The 4,252-nt window shown below is 61.7% G+C and carries 4 protein-coding genes; all 4 read left to right on the forward strand.

Features of this window, described 5'->3' with window-relative positions; genetic code table 11:
* Positions 1-35: 35 nt before the first annotated feature.
* Positions 36-2,351, forward strand: coding sequence for an arylsulfatase (locus tag OSA81_13360; GenBank protein MDE0899988.1), 2,316 nt, complete (start codon positions 36-38; stop codon positions 2,349-2,351).
* Between the two features lie 222 nt (positions 2,352-2,573).
* Complete coding sequence (locus OSA81_13365) at positions 2,574-2,939, forward strand: hypothetical protein (GenBank protein ID MDE0899989.1); 366 nt, start codon at positions 2,574-2,576, stop codon at positions 2,937-2,939.
* Positions 2,936-3,736 carry a glucose 1-dehydrogenase gene (locus OSA81_13370; protein ID MDE0899990.1) on the forward strand — a complete coding sequence of 267 codons (801 nt, stop codon included), beginning with the start codon at positions 2,936-2,938 and terminating at the stop codon, positions 3,734-3,736. Before OSA81_13365 ends, OSA81_13370 begins: the two co-directional genes overlap by 4 nt.
* A gap of 209 nt (positions 3,737-3,945) precedes the next feature.
* Positions 3,946-4,252, forward strand: a 307-nt coding sequence (locus OSA81_13375; protein ID MDE0899991.1) for a CocE/NonD family hydrolase, incomplete at its 3' end; no start/stop codon positions are given.

Below are 4,252 nucleotides of genomic sequence, written 5' to 3' on the forward strand. Positions count from 1 at the left end.
CAGGCTCTCGCGGCGATTGACCACCCGGGGTTTGAATGACCGAACGTTTGCCAAGACCCTCAGAGCCTTTTAGTGGGCACATTGCACGCTTGCTCCGTGACTCCGAACCACGCCGACTGCATCGAGCCACTGCTCCCTCCGATGCTCCAAACGTCTTGCTCGTCATGCTCGACGACGTGGGATTCGGCTCGTTCGCTTCTTTTGGCGGGCCAGTTCAGGCCCCCGCGTTTCAAGGGGTTGCCGACCGGGGACTGCTGTACAACCAATTCCACACCACAGCTTTATGTTCACCGACAAGAGCCGCACTGCTCACCGGGCGGCAACACCACGCCGTCCACATGGGGGGAATTACCGAGATCGCCAACTCGTTCCCCGGCTACGACTCAGTAATACCTACAGAAGCTGCAACCGTGGCCCAGATACTGCAGATGTCGGGTTACGCGACCTCCTGCTTCGGCAAGTGGCATTTGACGCCGTCGTGGGAGCAGGGTCCCGCTGGCCCCTTCGAGCGCTGGCCGACCGGAATGGGCTTCGACCGCTTCTACGGGATCATCGGAGCTGAAGCATCGCAATGGGAGCCAGCCGTCTATGACCAGACCACACCAGTTTCACCACATGTCGGGAGACCCGGTTACCACCTCACTGAAGACTTAGCGGACCAGGCGGTCACTTGGATCGACCGCCACCGCGTATCAGCGCCTGATCGTCCGTGGTTCTGCTACTTCTCGACTCCAGCGGTGCACGCCCCGCATCATGCTCCTAGTGAGTGGATTGAGCAGTTCCGAGGAGAGTTCGACAGCGGGTGGGATGACCTCCGTACTCGGATCCACGCGGATCAACTCCGCTTGGGCGTGATTCCAGCAGGCACTGCTCTCACCCGAAGGCCCGACGAGATCCCGGCGTGGACGGACTACCCGGAGCGCTACCAGCCAGTCGCAGCTCGGCTAATGGAATGTTTCGCTGGTTTCCTCGCCCACACCGATCACCACATCGGTCGGGTAATCGATGCCGCCAGAAGGGAGGAGCGTGAAACCCTCATCATTTATCTCTCCGGCGATAACGGTGCCTCAGCCGAGGGCACCATCCACGGAGCTTGGAGCGCTCCATCGTTCCAGAACGGGGTACATGAAGACCCTGAATGGCTACTCGAGCACATGGATGATTTCGGCAGCGCTAAGTGTGAAAATCACTTCAACGTCGGTTGGGCGTGGGCCCTCGATTCGCCGTTCCAGTGGATGAAACAGGTTGCTTCGCACTTTGGGGGGACAAGAAACGGACTCGCTATCGAATGGCCGGGCACAATCACCGACGGAAAGGGACTGCGATCTCAATTTCATCACGTGGTTGATATCGCTCCGACAATCCTGGAAGCCGCCGGCATCGACGCCCCAGAGGCAGTGAACGGGATCGAACAGATCCCGATGCACGGGACGCCAATGGGCTACTCATTCGCAGCGGACGGAGCGAGTCGCCGTACCACTCAGTATTTCGAGATTCTCGGGAACCGGGCGATTTACAACGACGGATGGATCGCGTCCTGCTTCCACGGCCGTGTGCCGTGGATCAGGATGGAGGGGTTCGAGTTCGACGGGCCCCATGAGCGTTGGGAGTTATACGACGTAGAGAATGACTTCTCCCAGGCGGTCGACCTCGCATCAGAACATCCTGAGCGCCTCGCGGAGTTGGTGGAGATGTTCGATGCCGAGGCACGCAAATTCGGTGTGTATCCATTACGTGATGCTGGCTCGCCGCGAAGCGCAGAGCTTGCGGTACCTCACGCGCTCGGCGGGCTGAGGAGGATGACCTACACCACAGCGCACGTGAGATTGCCCGAAAGCACCGTGGTACGGCTGAAGAACTGTTCTTGGCGAATCTCCGCCGAGGTAGTAGCCGCCATCGACGATCAAGGCGTTGTCGCCTGCCAGGGCGGAAACATGTCCGGATGGTCGATGTGGCTAGATGGTGGACGGCCCCGGTTCACCTATAACTGCTTCGGTCACGATGTGACAACGGTGACCGGTCCCGTGCTCGCCCCCGGAACCCATCTGGTCGAGGCGTTGTTCGACTACGACGGCGGTTTCGGTCAGGGCGGCGAACTTGTCCTGGTAGTGGACGAGAGCGCAGTTGCACACGCTCGTCTCGAGCGGACAGTTCCGATCGTGTTCTCGATCAGTGGCGAAACCTTCGACGTCGGTACGGACACCGGATCTCCGGTAGGACCGTATCCTTCGGACTTCGTGTGCTCGGCGAATATCGTCGGAGTTACGCTCGCCCGCCTCGATGAACCGGGGGATGCGGTACGAGCCGCCGAACTCGAGGGCCTTTTCCGCGCTGGGTTGAGCACCCAATAACCCTGCAGAATCCACGCCCCACTCCCCTTCCCGCCAAATTCCCATCGGTCGCCTGGATCGACCAGGCCCAACGTGGCGCCCTCATCCACTCAAACTAGAAATACCTCAAACGGCTTGGCCGGTTGCGCCCTCGGGCAGTTGCGTTCCCGCTCTCAGAGCCAGGTCTGGCGAATACGGTGTCAGCCTGATGAGAATCTCCGGCAGGTCCAGGAGGATGACCCCATGACCGATCGATCCACCGTCATCGAGGCAGCCGAGAAATACCTGTTTCACGGGCTCATCGAACAGGACGGCACGAAGGTTCCGTTGGCCGAGAACGTGGTCCGCATCGAGCAGGGCAAGAACACCGGCGACGGCCGGGATGCACTGGTGGCGGCGCTGGCCAACGTCGGCAAGGGCATGATCGAGGGCGTGCGGAATGTGCGCTGGATCGTCGAGGGCGAGCAGGCGGTCGCGTTCTACGACCTCGATCTCAACATTTCGGATCTGCCCGTCCTCATCGCTGAGCGATTTCGCGTCGTCGACGGTCTCATTACTGAAATCGAAGTCCTGTTCCATGCGCAGGCGCCGAGTCCGGTGGAGAAATGAGGCGGCTTGAAGGCAAGATCGCGATCGTGACGGGGGCCGCTCGCGGCTCTGGGGAACTGGCGGCGCGGCGACTGGTCGCCGACGGTGCGAAGGTCGTCATTGCCGACCTGCTCGACGACCGGGGCAAGCAGGTGGCCAACGATCTCGGCGACGCCGCACGTTACGTTCACCTCGACATCAGCGACGAAGACCGGTGGCAACAGGTCATCGATTTCTGCATCGACACATATGGCGGCCTGACGACCCTGGTCAACAACGCTGCCGTCCTGCACGTGCGACCAATCGAGCACACGACGACGACCGACTTCGCGCGACTGCTCGAGGTGAATATTGTGGGGACCTTCCTGGGCGTTCGGTCCGTGATCGAGCCTCTTCGGTCGCGTGGAGGTGGGTCGATCATCAATGTGGCGTCGATAAGCGGCCACCATCCTGCCGCCGGTACGTCTGCCTACGCCGCAAGCAAGTTCGGTGTGCGCGGCTTGACCAAGGTAGCGGCCCTCGAGCTTGGCCGATATGGGATCCGTGTCAACGCGATCAACCCGGCGATGGGCAACCCGGAGATGGTGATGGAGTCGCTGCCGGCCGACATGGACACGTCGGGCCTTGGCAAAGGCGCCGCCCTCAGCGGCGGGCAGCCGATCTTGCGTGAGGGAGACATGGCCGACGTCGCGAATGCCGTGGCCTTCCTTGCCTCGGATGACAGTTCGTTCTTCAACGGCGCCGACTTCGACCTGGACGGAGGGATCACGGCCGGTAGCCACTTGTTGGGCGGCATTCCGGGCGCGCCGCGTGAATGATCTCCGGACGGCCCCAGTCAACGCCATCACGACCCCAGGCCAGCCGTCCTTTCCTCTGGTCAACCCCTTGTGCGAGACCGCCATGCCACCCCGTGGCTGGATGCCTGCAAACGCCTGATTATCTTCGGGCCATATCGAATGAAGAGCCGTCGCGGCCAAGCCGTAGCGATGACCTGCCCTATCGGCTGATCGAGCACGTCTGGATTCCGATGTCCGACGGCATCCGCCTGTCTGCGCAGCTCTGGCTTCCCATGGGAGCAGGGCACGAGTCGGTCCCTGCGATCCTGGAGTTCATCCCGTACCGCAAGCGTGACGGTGCAGCCCTTCGCGACCACGCCAACCACGCCTGGTTCGCTGCCCATGGCTATGCGTGTGTCCGACCCGACATGCGCGGGCACGGCGACTCCGAAGGCCTGATGACAGACGAATATTCACCACGCGAGCAAGAGGATGCCACCGAGGTCATCGAGTGGATCGCCGACCAGGACTGGTGCACTGGCGCTGTCGGGATGATGG

The organism is Longimicrobiales bacterium (assembly GCA_028823235.1).
In the GTDB taxonomy this organism is placed as follows: domain Bacteria; phylum Gemmatimonadota; class Gemmatimonadetes; order Longimicrobiales; family Gaopeijiaceae; genus UBA2589.